This is a genomic window from Mesorhizobium sp. M1169 (assembly GCF_040318345.1).
Lineage (GTDB): Bacteria > Pseudomonadota > Alphaproteobacteria > Rhizobiales > Rhizobiaceae > Mesorhizobium.
The window spans coordinates 91,472-103,650 of the sequence record NZ_JAMYME010000008.1 but is presented as its reverse complement, the minus strand read 5'-3'; the positions used below and the strand labels follow the sequence as shown (position 1 = coordinate 103,650).

Here is a 12,179-nt window from a genome sequence, read left to right as displayed (position 1 = left end):
GCCGGATCCGTTTCATCCCCCGGACGGGTTGAGGGCGCTCATAAACAACAAGCCTGTGTCCTGTGGCTTAAGGAGTAAAGAACAATGCAAGCCAATCTTAAATTTGCGCGACCGCTCGCGGTGGCGTTTGGGCTGTTCGCCCTCGGCGGAACCGCCTATGCCGCGGACGTGGTTCAGGAAGAGCCGCCGGCACCTGCCCCGATCGCAGAACTTCCGGTCGCATCCTGGGCCGGTCCCTATGCCGGTGTGAGCGTCGGCTACGGCTTCGCCGGCCACGCCAAAGCCAAAGACATTGGCGTCGACGTCGACACCAAGGGTTTTGTCGGCGGCGTCTTCGGCGGCTATAACTGGCAGCAGGAGAACTTCGTCTACGGTGCCGAAGCCGATATCGGCTACAACGGCGTCAAGGGCGACGATGCCGGCATCGAGGCCAAGGGTGGCTTCGAGGGCTCGCTGCGTGCCCGCCTCGGCTACGCTGTCACCCCGGACATCCTGCTCTACGGCACCGCCGGTGGCGCGCTGAAGAACCAGAAGATTGAAGCTGCCGGCGTAAGCGATACCAACACGCAGTTTGGCTGGACAGCCGGCGTCGGTACCGACATCAAGATCACCGACAATGTGTTCGGCCGTGTCGAGTATCGTTACACGGACTTCGGCAGGAAGGACTTCGACGGTATCGGCAAGGTCAAGTCGACCGACAATCGCGTCACTTTCGGCGTCGGTATGAAGTTCTAAGTCGTCCAAGCCACGACACGAAAAAGCCGGGCCTCGCGCCCGGCTTTTTTTGTGGCACCGGTTGAGGCCGCCCGCCCTCAAGCCGGGATGGCGGGCTTCAGCTCCGGGAATTTCTCGTCGAAGCGTGCCGCCCAGCGCGTCAGCCGGCCGCGGCCCTTTTCCCATTTTCCAGCGAAGCGCAGCGAGAGATAGCCGAGGCAGGCGCGCAATGCGATCTGGCCGAGGGTGATTTTCTTCGGCAGCTTCGGCGGGTTCGCGTTGAGCAGATCGAGCGCGTCCGAAATCTTCGTCCACTGGCGCTCGAGCCAAGGCTGGTAGACCATCTCTTCCGGCCGTGTGCGCCGCTCGTAGACCATCGACAGCGCGCAGTCGCAGATGCCGTCGGCCAATGCCTCCAGCACCTCCGCCTCCAGGCGCTTGTCGGGATTGCGCGGAAACAATGCGTTCTTCGACATCCGGTTGAGATGCTGGGTGATGGCGCGGCTGTCATGGACCGAGCGGCCGTCGTCGAGCACCAGCACCGGGATCTTGCCGAGCGGATTGGCGCCGATCAGCGCGGCCGGTCTTTCCTCGGTCTTTATCGGCACGAGATCGACGGCGATGCCGGCATGTAGTGCTGCCATGCGCACCTTGGAACTGTAGGGAGAAGTAGACGCGTAGAGCAGTCTGGGCATTGTCAATTCCTGTTTGCCGGCTACAGCTCCATATGCCTCATTGGACGCGCAAAGGATGCGGTAGCATTGTGACTTCGCGCATGACCCTCACCGAAAATCGATTCCGACAGGGGCTCGTGCATGGGCACCGTTGACCGATCATGCAGGGTTCATCAACGGCCAGAGGCGGAAAACCGCGCCGCCAGCGTACAACCATTGTCTCGCGTTCGGATGCGATGAATCGGAGGTGCGGCGGCAGACGCGAGCACGTCGGACAATCCAGATCCGAGCAACTACCAACCAGGCCTTCCGAAGGTTTGGTTTTGGCAGCCACGAAAATCCCACCGGACTTCGCCGCACGGCGAAGTCCTGGGAGCTGCGAAAAGACGTCTTCCTCCCGCCTCTTTCTCGTCCTGCCCGACCGTCAGCCAGCAAGCGAGGCGCCTATTAGGCATCCCGCCATGGCTGTCTTGAGTACTGTCCCCGGCGATCGGAGAACGGCGACTACTTCTTGGCCTTCGCCTTTGCGGGCGCTGCCTTCGGCTTGGCCGCGGGCGCTGCTTTCTTCACTGCTGCAGAAGATTTCGCAGCGGCGGCCTTTGCCGGTGCTGCCTTCTTCGCAGCGGGCTTCGCCACGGCCTTTGCAGCCGGCTTCTTGGCCGGTGCAGCCTTGGCCTTGGCCGGTGCTGCTTTTGCCTTGGCAGGTGCTGCTTTCTTCACGGCCGGTTTTGCCGCGGCCTTGGCGGCCGGCTTTTTGGCCGGCGCTGCTTTTGCCTTAGGCGCAGCGGCCTTCGCTTTGGCCGCGGGTGCTGCTTTCTTCACAGCAGTTGCGGCCTTTGCCGCGGCTGCTTTTGCCGGTGCTTTCTTTGCCGGTGACTTTGCCGGTGCCTTGGATGCCGGCGCTTTGGATGACTGCTTAGCCATATCATGCCCCTTCCGTTGTGCCGACGGCCGTTATTGACCCGGCGCGCATTGCATATCTGACTCGCGGCTTGCTAGCCAGCGAAGCATTAGAATGATTTTTGCAGCTTAAGTTTCGGTTACAGCGAGCGCGCGACCATTTTACCCGCGCAAAAACCGGCTGCGAATCTTTGTGTCCCGCAGCGAAGTCCTGCGACAGAAATTCTGCTCGCTCTATCTCGACCGGTCTTCTCGTCAAGCTCAGGACCTTTTCGACCAGCTTTGCGCTTCAACGTCCGACGCTCAGCGCGAACATTGTCAAGAGCGAAGGCGGTCGCCCGCCTCGTCTTGTCCGAAACGATAAACTACAGGTAAGTAGGAAGCAACGCGACGAGCACGCCACTGCACTATCTTGCACGACGCGATGAAAGTAAGCAGACAGCTCGCATTTCTGAAGGACAGGATATCGCTCGATAGATCCGGTCGAGCCGACCGCGTGATCGAATGCGCTCGGCCGTTCAGGCGCCGAGCGGCTCACGGCATATCTGCAGCCGGCGCGAAGGCTCGGCCCTGTGGAGATGGACGGCGAAGGTATCCCATGGCGGCATGACCGAAATCTGCGCCAGGATGCGCCCCGCTTCACCGCGATGATAGCCGCCGTGGAGTACGACGTGGGTCAGCATTTCCTGTCGCGACATCAATGCCTTATCCCCGTCGGTGAACACGAATGCGACGGGCTCGGACAGCTGCCGCGACGAGACGGTTTCGAGATAATCGAGATACCAGCGATCGGTCGCTGCGACTGCGGCGCGAAGTTCGTCGAACGCCGGCGTGTCCTCGGTGCTATCGGCGGAGTAGCCATGGCTTGCGTCAACCAGGTGCGCCGAGAATATCCGCGACACCACATGGCTGTAATCGACGAGCGGTATCACGGCCTGCCGTTCCTTGCCGTGAACATGCGGGTCGAGATTCGCGAGCTTTTCCAGCAGTTCCTCATTGGCCCAGACCTGATAGGCAAACAGGCTGCGAAGCAGAGCGAGCGCATTCATGGTCGGTGTCCTTTTCCGGAAATGCGAGTATGTTGTTTATATTTTCAGGAGAATGGGCGAACGTGTCTACCCGCATTGCAAAACCGCATCCGCGCATGCGCAAACAGCCGCGCCAGGCGCGTTCCAGGGCAACCGTCGAGGCGATCATCGAGGCGGCGGCTCATGTTCTGAGCGGGCTGGGGTGGGCCGGCTTCACCACCAACAAGGTTGCCGAGACAGCAGGTGTAAGCATCGGCACGCTCTACCAGTATTTTCCCGACAAGCTTTCCCTGCTCGCCGCCGTCCGGCGCCGTCACTTCGATCATGTGCTGTCAGTCATTCGCGATTCGGCGGAAGACCAAAAGCCGCTCAGGAAATTCGCGCAGGAGCTGGTGCGCGGCATGATCGCCGCGCACAGCATTCACCCGACACTACATCAGGTGCTGCTCGACAAGGCGCCGGGCGATCGCGGCTCCAGGGCCGCCCATGCTTCGTTCCAGGCACAATACCTCAATCACTATGCGACTGCTGTCGCCACTTATCGCAAGCCAAGGAAAGGCGCCGACACGGAGGCCGTGGCGCGCGTGCTGTCGTCAGCGATCGAAGGTGTGATCCACAACGCGGCACGCCGGAACATGCTCGCCGCGCCGGAGCTGCAAAAGCAACTCGTCGAACTGATCTGCGCCTACCTATCGGGAGCGGGCCGTATCGGTCGATAGCGCATGGCACGGCGGAAGTCGGGATTTCTGTGTGTCGTTCAAACCCGGATTATGAGTTGCGGCAAGGACGATGCCAACAATGCCGCACCTGATGCGGCCAAGAGTGTGAGGACGATCTTTCGAAAAGTCGCCTCGCTAACGCCGATGTAGAGTCTCGCGCCAAGGAGTGTCGGTATCAACATCGCCGGCGCGACGACGGCAAACATCGGCAGCATTTCGAGCTTGATCTTTCCGGCCGCAAGATAGGCGGCCATCGTCATGGAGAGGGTCACAAGGTTGAAATTCTGGATGACAATACGCTGCCTGTCCTTTTCCCATTGGCGCAGCACGCACCACAGCGTTGGAACCGGGCCGGTGAAGCCGCCAAGTCCACCCATGATGCCGCCAACCAGACCTATTGCACCGTCTGCAACAGGACCCCCGACCGTGATGGGAGGGAGGCGAGGCGCAAAGAGCATCAACGGACACCAAACGACCAGCAGCGCGCCGAAGACCAACTTGAACAACTGCACATCCAGCAAAGGCAGGATGGCGACACCGACCGGAATCCCGATGATCCCGCCGATCAGGAAGGGCAGCAGAAGCTTGAGGTCGAAGCCCCGGCGGACGGTGACGGCGGCGATGATCTGGCCGGTGAACGCCCCAAAAACCGCCATGGCGGCAGCAAGCTGGGGCTCCACGGTCCAAACCCAAATCGACATGGCAACCAGGCTGAAAGCGAACCCGGAAAGCCCCTGGACGAAGCCTGCAACGACCGCGCCGAGAGCAACAGTATAAACAAGCGAATCCATGTGGTGCTGTTTCCCCCGCAAAATGATCGATGTGGTCGGTTGGCGTTGACATGCATGGAAGTCTCCGATTTTCGCAACCTCGTCCGACCTTGGACCCTCAACACCAGAGAGGTATGAATGTCCTCCTTGCCGAGCTTGGCATTTGTCACATGGTTTTCGGCTGATCCCAGATCAGCCGCGGCTTTCTACGCGAATTTCGGAATTGTCTTCAGGCAAGAGCAGCATGGCTCCGGTCCGATACATTTCGCGTTCCAAGGTGAAGGGCTTGCGATCGAACTCTATCCGGCAGAAGCAACGACGCCGGAAGGAGCGGGAACGATGATCGGCTTCGAAGTCGCCAACGCAGATGAAGCTGCTTCTGCCGCCAAGGCCAACGGCTTTGGAATCATTGCGGACGTCAAGGCGACGGCTATGGGCAGACGTGTGATCGTCCGTGATCCTGATGGCCGTCAGGTGTTCCTTTTCTCGACCACCTAAGTGACGCAACAATCCGTCGGGATCGGAAGGCGCTGGTCAGCGCAGGACGCGGCACCGGCCGTTGTAGACCATCCAGCGGTCGAAGCCCGAGACGCAGAATTCGACATTGTCGCCGATCGAGGCAAAGCCCTGGCCCTCCTCGATCAGGTACCAGATGGTGCGAGCGCCGCCGTCGGAGAGGCTGACGGTGGCGCCGCAATAACGGCGGCCGATCGGCCAGGTGTCGTCGGCCGGCAGATAGCGATGCTGGTGGATGCGCTGGAAGTCGACGATCTGCACATCCGGCAGATGCGGCACGTGATGCACCTGATAGGAGAAGCGGTCGGTGATCTTGTTCAGCACCCAGGCCTCGCCGCAGACGCCGCTATCCTCGTCGGTATAGATTGCAAGGTCGGCCGCCTGGACTGCCTGGGTGACGCCAAGAGGCGCGGCCAGCGGCGTGCAAAAGGCGAGCAGTGCGGCAAGGGCGGATTGGGCGAAGCGAGTCATGGCAGCCTCTCAAGGTCGACTACGCGCACTGTGCGGATTCGCTGACGCGCGGTCAAGCGGTTGTAGCGACCGTGGTTGTGGTGACGATGGTTGCGCTGACGGAACGGCAGGGCCGCGCCCTCAAACTACTCTCCCGCCAGCCAGTCCAGCGTCCAATGAGACGGCTGCTCAAGTGCAAGCAGCCGGTGCAGCGCCGGCAGCAGCGTCCGTAACTCGCCTTCCAGCGTGAAGGGCGGATTGACCACCACCATGCCGCAGCCGTCGAGGCTCGGCTCGACGGCGTCCGGCCTGATCTCAAAACCGATGTCGAGCAGCTTCGAAATGCCCGTCTGCTTCAGCGCCTTGCGGAAGGCGGCGACCGCCCTGCGGTCCTTGAGCGGATACCACAGCGCGTAAATCCCTCCTGGCCAGCGCCGATGGGCTCTTTGCAGCCCGTCGACCAAGCGACCGAACTCGCCCTCTTCCTCGAAAGGCGGATCGATGAGCACGAGGCCGCGCTTTTCCTTTGGCGGCAGATGCGCGCCGAGGGCCAGCCAACCGTCGAGCTCGATCACCCGGGTCTGGAAGTCGCCGTCGAACAGCGCCTTCAGCCTGGCGGCATCCTTAGGATGCAGCTCGACCGCCGACAGCCGGTCCTGCTTGCGCATCAGGTGCCGGGCGATCAGCGGCGAACCCGGGTATTTTTTCACGCCGCCGTCCGGATTGAGCGAGCGGACGGCTTCAAGATACGGCGCCAGCAGTGCTGCCGCCGGCGCATCGAGGGCCGCATCGACGAGCCGGCCGATGCCGCCTTGCCATTCGCCGGTCTTTTGCGCTTCGGTCGAGGACAGATCGTAACGGCCGATCCCGGCATGGGTGTCGATGACCCGAAACGCCTTGTCCTTCTGTTTCAGATATTCAATCAGCCGGCTGAGCACGACATGCTTGACGACGTCGGCGAAGTTCCCGGCATGGTAGGCATGGCGATAGTTCAATTGGAGCCCCTGCCCCAGCGCGGCGGTGGCGGCTGCGAGTTCGGATTTTCCGGCCGACGGCCGCCGAAACGGAATGCCAGCACCAGCCCGACCAGGCCCGCCGCCATCAGGGAAAAACCAACCGGGCGCGCCCGGCGGTCGACCTCGCCGGCCCCCGAGCGCAGGACGAGATCGACGGCCTGCATCGGAATGCCTTCGGCGTCGCCCGGACCGACGGTGAAGATGTAGGAACCAGGGGTAACGGTCGGGATCAGGCCGGCCTCGTCGCGAAAGATCCTGTCCGGCAGTTGCGGGCTGACCTGGCGCGGATTGTCGGAGTGATTGAACTGCAGCGTCGAGGCGAGCACCGTCCTGCCGCCAGTGGCGGCAGTGAGGGTCAACACAGTGCGCTGCTGCGAGACGATGCGCTCGGCTCTTGCCGTAAGGTCGACCAGCAGGCGTAGCGGCCCGTCGCGTGCGCTCAGGGCCACCGTTACTGGCTTGAACCGGCCCTGGTCGTAAACTCGCCAGGTGCCGATCTCACGGCCGGAGAAATTGGTCATCGCCCAGGGATAGACGACGCCGATGCCGGTGCCGATGAGCAGTATCAGGGCGAACAGGGAGCGCATGACATCAAGACCCGGTGTTCGGCGCGCTGGCGCGGTCGCGGGCGTTCTCCATTTCGTCCAGGAGCATGTCAAGGCCAAGATCAAACGTCCGGTCGAATTCGGCGGTGCCGAAATAACGCCCGGCCGCAGCTACTTTTGGAAAATCCTGCGCCAGTTGCTCGTCGCTGACGATGGTCACGGCCGAAGGCCCCTTTGCATAGCCGGCAGTCTCGTCGAGGATGGCACCCATCAGATAATAGCCAGTGGTGCGGAACAGCCGCGCACCCAGTTGCGGTCCGAAGCCGCCGGCCTCGAACAGGCCAAGGATGCCGTTCAGCCAAGTGAGACAGGTCGGCGAATTCATCCGGTAGGTTACAAGGAACGTGGCAAAGGCCGGGTGCTCACGCGCGACGCGGCGGAAATCCTGCACGGCAATGCGTAACCTTTGTCGCCAAGGGAGGTCCGCGTCGGGCATTTCGAGGGAGCCGATCAGCCGATCCACCAAGGCTTCGAAGAGATGCGCCACCGAAGGAAAGTGGTGATAGATGCTCATGGCTTCGCAGCCGAGTTCTGCCGCCAGCTTGCGCATCGAAAACCCGGCGAGGCCCTCGCTCTCGATCACCTTCAAAGCGGCATCCTCGATCATCTCGCGAGACAGCCGGCCGCGCGGTCGCTTTTTTTTGATCGATGTGTCCATGGTGCCGCTTGACAACTTACGCTGTAAGGTTCATTTTCGACGTTACCTTACACCGTAAGGCCAACAAACGCCAGAGGAGAATGTCATGTCTGCCTATCGTACTCTTTCATCAACGCATTCTTCCATCCGCCGCGCCTGCCTGCTCGCCGCCACCTGTGTGCTGACCCTGGCTGCAGCTCCTTCTTATGCCGATGAGTATGACGCGACCGTCAAGGACATCCAGTCGACCATGGGCGGCGTACCGAGTTTCGTAATGCAGTTCCCGAAAGCCGGTCTGCCTGGTGCATGGGCCGAGGTCAAGGCCATCCAGCTCAGCGACAAGACGGCGCTGCCGCCGAAGGTCAAGTCGCTGATCTCGCTCGCGGTGGCGGCGCAAATCCCGTGCAACTACTGTATCTGGTCGGACACGCAGGACGCCAAGCGCGCCGGCGCCACCGACGAGGAGATCCAGGAGGCGGTCGCCGTTTCAGCGCTGACCCGCCATTGGAGCACCATCTTCAACGGCATGCAGGTCGATTTCGATACGTTCAGGAAGGAGATGGGCGGGCAGTGATGCTTTCGTTATTAGAGCGGGACGCGTTCAGACTGAATTAGCCTTCCCGTTTCGACTGTTTGTGTGATCCGCCAGCACCTCATCGATGACCCGCCACGATTTTTCCGCCTCGCGCTGGTTGCCGTCATGTCCCGAAGCGACGATCAGCGCCTTCCACAGCGCCCAGCCCCGTGCGCGCGCCCAGCTGTGCTCGTCAAGGGCAATGGCGTCGCGGAACGCCTGACGGCTCTCGCCGTAAAATTCCGTCCACGCGATCACCAGATCACAGGCAGGATCGCCGATAGCCGAACTACCGAAATCGACGACCGCGTAGAGCTTGCCATCTTCGACGAGCAGATTGCCCGAGGCGACGTCGCCATGGACCCAGACCGGCGGCCCATGGCCTAGCCCGGCCACGGCCCGGGCCCCCCCCGCCCAGGCGGGGGCGGTGTGGGTTCGGGCCCCCCGCCCCCCCCCCGCCCGCCCCCCCCCCCCCCGCCGCCCGCCCCGCCCGGCCCCCCCCCGCCGGCGCGGGGGGCCTGGGCCCGGGGCCCCCCCCGCGCCGAGAGCGCGGCTCGGGTCTCGGCGTCGTAGACCGAAAGCCGGCCACCGCGGTGGAAATTATGCTGCCCTGCCGGTGGCCCGTCGGCAGCGTCGATCCGGTAGAGCGCAACCAGAAAGCCGGCCAGCGAACGGGCGAACTCAGTAAGATCGGCAATCAGTCCACCAGCCGCCGGTCTGCCGCCAAGCCAGCGATAGACGGACCAAGGCCATGGATAGCCTTCCCCGGGCGCGCCTTTGGCCAGCGGCACGGGTATCGGCAGAGGTAGGTGAGGCGCCAAGCGGGGCAGCCAGCGATGCTCCTTCTCGACCTGGGCGACATAGGCGGCAGCGCTCGGCAGCCGCACCGACATGCTGTCGCCCAGCCGGAACGTGCGGTTGTCCCAGCCGCCAGGCTCGACCGTCTCTACCGGCAGGTCCGCCCATTTGGGGAACTGCGCGGCAATCAGCCGGCGAACAAGTGCGGCATCTATCGGCATGCCTGGCGTTCGTTCATCGGGCGGCATCGGGCTTGCTCCGGTCTTCTGAATAGCCGGCGGTCCATCCTTTTTGTCGTCGCACTCTTGCGGCGCCAGTGATTCCCTTGCCGGCAAATTCTCTAAGCCTTGCGTTCCCAGCGCCGGTCAGGCGTTTGCTGCCAGTAGGTCACGGTGTGGCCGGCCTCCTTCATTGTCTTCCAGTGCGTGCGTGCCGCCTCTAGCTGGGCTGCATCGTGACCGTCGAACAGGAACACGGCGCGCTGGTAGCCGCCAAGCTCCGGCGGCACCGCCCCATCGACCAGGAAGCGTATCTGCGCCTGGTTCGGATTGTCAGGGCCGACGGTCAGAAGCACCGGCTGCTCGGCGGGATGGGCTTCGCGATCCGTTGCGTGGGCCAGGAATGAATCGTCCCGGAAAGTCCACAGATGCTGGTCCAGCGCGTCGCGCCGTTCCTCGGTGCCGGTCTGCACCACGGCACGCCAGCCGCGATCGATACTGCGCTCCAGGAGGCCGGGCAACGCATCCTCCAGCGTCGATTCGGTCAGGTGATAAAACAGAATCTCGGCCATGCGTTCAGTCTACATTGTCGGAGTCCCGCCCCAGCCGCTCATTGCTCGTAATGATCGCGCACCAGCCGGTCGAGCAGCCTGACGCCGAAGCCTGAAGCCCATGACTGGTTGATCTCGTTGGAAGGCGCGCCCATCGCGGTGCCGGCGATGTCGAGATGCGCCCAGGGCGTGTCCTTGACGAAGCGCTGCAGGAACTGCGCGGCGATAATGGCGCCGCCATGGCGGCCGCCGATGTTCTTCATGTCAGCATTCTTGGAATCGATCAGCTTGTCGTATTCGGCACCGAGCGGCATGCGCCACACCCGCTCCTGCGTCGCCTGTCCGGCCGCCGTCAACCGGTCCGCCAACTCGTCATTGTTGGAGAACAGGCCGGCATAATGCTGGCCGAGCGCGACCATGATGGCGCCGGTCAGCGTCGCCAGATTGATCATGAATTTCGGCTGGAAGCGGTCGTTGCAGTACCAGAGCGCATCGGCCAGTACCAGGCGGCCCTCGGCGTCGGTATTGAGCACTTCGATAGTCTGACCCGACATCGAGGTGACAATGTCGCCGGGTCGCTGAGCGTGGCCGTCGACGGCATTTTCAACCAGCCCGACAATGCCGACGACATTGACCTTCGCCTTGCGCGCGGCCAGCGCGTGCATCAGGCCGGTGACGGCAGCAGCGCCGCCCATGTCGCCCTTCATGTCCTCCATGCCCGACGCCGGCTTGATCGAATTGCCGCCGGTGTCGAAGGTGACGCCCTTGCCGACGAAGGCGACCGGGCTTTCCTTGGCCTTGCCGCCGTCCCACCGCATGACCGCGATGCGGGCGCCACGCGGCGAACCCTGCGCTACGCCCAGCAGCGAACCCATGCCGAGCTTCTTCATCTCCTTCTCGGCCAGGATCTCGACCGTGACGCCGAGCGCCTCCAGTTCGGCGATGCGGGCGGCGAATTCCACCGGTCCCAAAACATTGGCCGGTTCATTGACCAAATCGCGCGCCAGCAAGACGCCGTCGATCACCGCCGCTTCATCGGCGAAGGCCTTCTTTGCAGCTGCCGGATCGGCGGTGTGAATAGTCACCTTGACCGGCTTTTTTGGCTCGCGCCTGTCGTCACCATTGTTCTTTTTGGTCTTGTACTTGTCGAAGGAATAGCTGCGCAGCAGGATGCCCGCTGCAAGCTGAACGGCTTGCCTGCCGCTGACGGCCGCACCGGGAAGATCGAGCACGACGGCCACTTCGGTTGCCTTGCGAAAGGACGCGGCAATCGTGCCGCCGAGCTTCAGCCAGGCATAATCATCGAGATTGGAGCCCTTGCCGGCACCGACCGCCACCAGCCGCTCGAGCGATGTCCCTTCCGGTGCCAGCACTTCGACCAGGCTGGCGAATTTGCCGGTGAAGTCGGCGACCGGGAAAGCCCGCTCGAGGGTCTTTGCCGGATCGCAAGCCCTGGCGGCATCGCTGAGGCCGCCCTCGTCGGCCACCAGAACGAAAACGCTGCCTTTTTTGGGCGCGGCGAATTTGGCAAAGGCGATCGAGGGTCTCGAATTCATCATGTCCTGCTTTCGGGGAAGTGAGTTGGATTATTGCGAGAAACGTTCGTCAGTGAGCGGCGGGTTGAAACAGCTCGATGACATTGCCCGATGGGTCTTCGAGCAGCGTCTGGGAACCGCCGACGCCCGTTATGATATCGTTGCGAAAGACAAGTCCAGCACTCTTGAGGCGCGCAACCTCTTCTTTCAGGTCCGGCACCACCAACAGGATGCGATTCCAACCTCCTGGCACCGGCTGCCGGCCATCCGGCATCGCCCGTGCACCCGAACTGCCGGGGCCGCTTAGAAGGAGCCGTAAAGCGCCGCGTGTGACGGAAGCAAAAGCCGGTCGCGCGTCCTGTTCAACAGCGAAGCCCAGATGTCCACAGTAGAAGTCGATCGAGGCGGCGACATCATCGACCATGTAGCGAATGCTGACTGGCGTCATGACCATTGACCTTTCGGTTCGAGCAC

General features: G+C 62.6%; 15 protein-coding genes and 1 pseudogene. 4 read left to right on the top strand and 12 right to left on the bottom strand.

Annotated elements, in window-relative coordinates:
• Positions 1 to 84: 84 nt before the first annotated feature.
• Positions 85 to 735 (top strand): outer membrane protein, encoded by a 651-nt coding sequence (locus NKH41_RS11040; RefSeq protein ID WP_292662341.1) that lies wholly within the window; start codon positions 85 to 87, stop codon positions 733 to 735.
• A gap of 77 nt (positions 736 to 812) precedes the next feature.
• On the opposite strand, the gene NKH41_RS11035 is transcribed toward NKH41_RS11040, so the two are convergent.
• The 3 genes from NKH41_RS11035 to NKH41_RS11025 all read right to left on the bottom strand — a co-directional run bounded on the left by NKH41_RS11035 (position 813) and on the right by NKH41_RS11025 (position 3,337).
• Positions 813 to 1,409: a glutathione S-transferase family protein gene (locus NKH41_RS11035; RefSeq protein WP_352472598.1), complete on the bottom strand. Its 597-nt coding sequence runs from the start codon at positions 1,407 to 1,409 to the stop codon at positions 813 to 815.
• A 483-nt stretch (positions 1,410 to 1,892) separates the two neighbouring features.
• A complete protein-coding gene (locus tag NKH41_RS11030) occupies positions 1,893 to 2,312 on the bottom strand; it encodes a hypothetical protein (protein WP_352493235.1) in 420 nt (139 codons plus the stop codon).
• Between the two features lie 494 nt (positions 2,313 to 2,806).
• The gene (locus NKH41_RS11025) at positions 2,807 to 3,337 is read right to left on the bottom strand and encodes a DinB family protein (protein WP_352771747.1); all 531 of its coding nucleotides are present in this window, start codon (positions 3,335 to 3,337) and stop codon (positions 2,807 to 2,809) included.
• Positions 3,338 to 3,399: 62 nt separating this feature from the next.
• On the opposite strand from NKH41_RS11025, the gene NKH41_RS11020 reads away from it, so the two are divergent.
• Positions 3,400 to 4,035 (top strand): TetR/AcrR family transcriptional regulator, encoded by a 636-nt coding sequence (locus tag NKH41_RS11020; RefSeq protein ID WP_352617669.1) that lies wholly within the window; start codon positions 3,400 to 3,402, stop codon positions 4,033 to 4,035.
• 38 nt (positions 4,036 to 4,073) lie between these two features.
• Here the strand turns inward: NKH41_RS11020 and NKH41_RS11015 are convergent, their stop codons facing one another.
• A complete protein-coding gene (locus tag NKH41_RS11015; RefSeq protein ID WP_352472595.1) occupies positions 4,074 to 4,826 on the bottom strand; it encodes a sulfite exporter TauE/SafE family protein in 753 nt (250 codons plus the stop codon).
• A 117-nt stretch (positions 4,827 to 4,943) separates the two neighbouring features.
• Between NKH41_RS11015 and NKH41_RS11010 the strand changes: the two genes are divergently transcribed.
• On the top strand, positions 4,944 to 5,303 hold the full coding sequence (locus NKH41_RS11010; RefSeq protein ID WP_352472594.1) for a VOC family protein: 360 nt from the start codon (positions 4,944 to 4,946) through the stop codon (positions 5,301 to 5,303).
• A gap of 36 nt (positions 5,304 to 5,339) precedes the next feature.
• Here NKH41_RS11010 and NKH41_RS11005 read toward each other — a convergent pair whose 3' ends face one another.
• The 4 genes from NKH41_RS11005 to NKH41_RS10990 form a co-directional block, all read right to left on the bottom strand.
• On the bottom strand, positions 5,340 to 5,792 hold the full coding sequence (locus NKH41_RS11005; protein WP_023677684.1) for a hypothetical protein: 453 nt from the start codon (positions 5,790 to 5,792) through the stop codon (positions 5,340 to 5,342).
• Between the two features lie 125 nt (positions 5,793 to 5,917).
• Positions 5,918 to 6,766, bottom strand: a complete 849-nt coding sequence (locus tag NKH41_RS11000; RefSeq protein ID WP_352771103.1) for a 23S rRNA (adenine(2030)-N(6))-methyltransferase RlmJ — start codon at positions 6,764 to 6,766, stop codon at positions 5,918 to 5,920.
• Positions 6,763 to 7,374 (bottom strand): hypothetical protein, encoded by a 612-nt coding sequence (locus NKH41_RS10995; RefSeq protein WP_352771744.1) that lies wholly within the window; start codon positions 7,372 to 7,374, stop codon positions 6,763 to 6,765. The genes NKH41_RS11000 and NKH41_RS10995 overlap by 4 nt, the downstream gene beginning before the upstream one ends.
• 4 nt (positions 7,375 to 7,378) lie before the next feature.
• The gene (locus NKH41_RS10990) at positions 7,379 to 8,050 is read right to left on the bottom strand and encodes a TetR/AcrR family transcriptional regulator (RefSeq protein WP_352771742.1); all 672 of its coding nucleotides are present in this window, start codon (positions 8,048 to 8,050) and stop codon (positions 7,379 to 7,381) included.
• Between the two features lie 85 nt (positions 8,051 to 8,135).
• On the opposite strand from NKH41_RS10990, the gene NKH41_RS10985 reads away from it, so the two are divergent.
• Entirely contained in the window at positions 8,136 to 8,603 is a 468-nt protein-coding gene (locus NKH41_RS10985) for a carboxymuconolactone decarboxylase family protein (RefSeq protein ID WP_352541657.1), read from the top strand.
• Positions 8,604 to 8,630: 27 nt separating this feature from the next.
• Here NKH41_RS10985 and NKH41_RS10980 read toward each other — a convergent pair.
• The 4 genes and pseudogenes from NKH41_RS10980 to NKH41_RS10965 form a co-directional block, all read right to left on the bottom strand.
• Positions 8,631 to 9,622 (bottom strand): annotated as a pseudogene (locus NKH41_RS10980) (aminoglycoside phosphotransferase family protein).
• Between the two features lie 119 nt (positions 9,623 to 9,741).
• The gene (locus NKH41_RS10975; RefSeq protein ID WP_023719810.1) at positions 9,742 to 10,191 is read right to left on the bottom strand and encodes a DNA polymerase III subunit chi; all 450 of its coding nucleotides are present in this window, start codon (positions 10,189 to 10,191) and stop codon (positions 9,742 to 9,744) included.
• 38 nt (positions 10,192 to 10,229) lie between these two features.
• Positions 10,230 to 11,726 carry a leucyl aminopeptidase gene (locus NKH41_RS10970; RefSeq protein ID WP_352771661.1) on the bottom strand — a complete coding sequence of 499 codons (1,497 nt, stop codon included), beginning with the start codon at positions 11,724 to 11,726 and terminating at the stop codon, positions 10,230 to 10,232.
• Between the two features lie 49 nt (positions 11,727 to 11,775).
• Complete coding sequence (locus NKH41_RS10965) at positions 11,776 to 12,159, bottom strand: VOC family protein (protein ID WP_352471101.1); 384 nt, start codon at positions 12,157 to 12,159, stop codon at positions 11,776 to 11,778.
• Positions 12,160 to 12,179: the final 20 nt, after the last annotated feature.

Excerpts from the sequence above, each read along its gene's own strand:
- NKH41_RS10970 (WP_352771661.1), bottom strand. The coding sequence starts at position 11,726 with ATGAATTCGAGACCCTCGATCGCCTTTGCCAAATTCGCCGCGCCCAAA.
- NKH41_RS10975 (WP_023719810.1), bottom strand. The coding sequence starts at position 10,191 with ATGGCCGAGATTCTGTTTTATCACCTGACCGAATCGACGCTGGAGGAT.
- NKH41_RS10985 (WP_352541657.1), top strand. The coding sequence starts at position 8,136 with ATGTCTGCCTATCGTACTCTTTCATCAACGCATTCTTCCATCCGCCGC.
- NKH41_RS10965 (WP_352471101.1), bottom strand. The coding sequence starts at position 12,159 with ATGGTCATGACGCCAGTCAGCATTCGCTACATGGTCGATGATGTCGCC.
- NKH41_RS11030 (WP_352493235.1), bottom strand. The coding sequence starts at position 2,312 with ATGGCTAAGCAGTCATCCAAAGCGCCGGCATCCAAGGCACCGGCAAAG.
- NKH41_RS11005 (WP_023677684.1), bottom strand. The coding sequence starts at position 5,792 with ATGACTCGCTTCGCCCAATCCGCCCTTGCCGCACTGCTCGCCTTTTGC.
- NKH41_RS10995 (WP_352771744.1), bottom strand. The coding sequence starts at position 7,374 with ATGCGCTCCCTGTTCGCCCTGATACTGCTCATCGGCACCGGCATCGGC.
- NKH41_RS11040 (WP_292662341.1), top strand. The coding sequence starts at position 85 with ATGCAAGCCAATCTTAAATTTGCGCGACCGCTCGCGGTGGCGTTTGGG.
- NKH41_RS11025 (WP_352771747.1), bottom strand. The coding sequence starts at position 3,337 with ATGAATGCGCTCGCTCTGCTTCGCAGCCTGTTTGCCTATCAGGTCTGG.
- NKH41_RS10990 (WP_352771742.1), bottom strand. The coding sequence starts at position 8,050 with ATGGACACATCGATCAAAAAAAAGCGACCGCGCGGCCGGCTGTCTCGC.
- NKH41_RS11035 (WP_352472598.1), bottom strand. The coding sequence starts at position 1,409 with ATGCCCAGACTGCTCTACGCGTCTACTTCTCCCTACAGTTCCAAGGTG.
- NKH41_RS11010 (WP_352472594.1), top strand. The coding sequence starts at position 4,944 with ATGTCCTCCTTGCCGAGCTTGGCATTTGTCACATGGTTTTCGGCTGAT.
- NKH41_RS11015 (WP_352472595.1), bottom strand. The coding sequence starts at position 4,826 with ATGGATTCGCTTGTTTATACTGTTGCTCTCGGCGCGGTCGTTGCAGGC.